This is a genomic window from Bartonella sp. AC535YNZD, from assembly GCF_042196625.1.
Classification (GTDB): domain Bacteria; phylum Pseudomonadota; class Alphaproteobacteria; order Rhizobiales; family Rhizobiaceae; genus Bartonella.
In genome coordinates, this window is the sequence record NZ_JBHIQP010000105.1 from 1 (window position 1) to 506 (window position 506).

Genomic DNA, 506 nt, shown 5'->3' on the forward strand with positions numbered 1-506 from the left:
GAAGATGGACGTGATATCGGCATTGATCTGGTCGCTACAATCCGTGATCAAGGAGGTTATGCGGCTATTCAATGTAAATGCTATGATGCTTCTCACATAATTAAAAAAGAAGATATTGATAGCTTTATCGCTACCTCTGGGAAAAAGATTTTTACGCGCCGTATTTTGGTTGATAGCACCGAAAGCAATTGGAGTGATAATGCTAACAACACTTGTGATGGTCAAGAGGTTCGTATTCAACAGATTAATCTGTTTGATTTAGAAAACAGTCAAATTGATTGGGGGGCTTATAAAGAAAAAGGTGAAGCTACCCTTAAAGAGCAACCTAAAAAAAAGCTTTTAGATCATCAAAAAGAAGCTCTTGAGAAAGTCTGTGAAGGTTTGCAAGAAGCAGACCGTGGCAAGCTGATTATGGCATGTGGAACAGGAAAAACGTTCACTAGCCTTAAGATAGCAGAACACATAGCAGGAACTGGCAAGCGTGTGTTGTTTCTGGTACCCTCCCT

Annotated in this window: 1 protein-coding gene; it reads left to right on the forward strand. The window is 40.1% G+C overall.

Annotated features, from left to right (window positions below):
• On the forward strand, positions 1-506 hold a 506-nt coding region (locus tag ACFIM8_RS09460), incomplete at both ends, for a DEAD/DEAH box helicase family protein (RefSeq protein WP_375614867.1).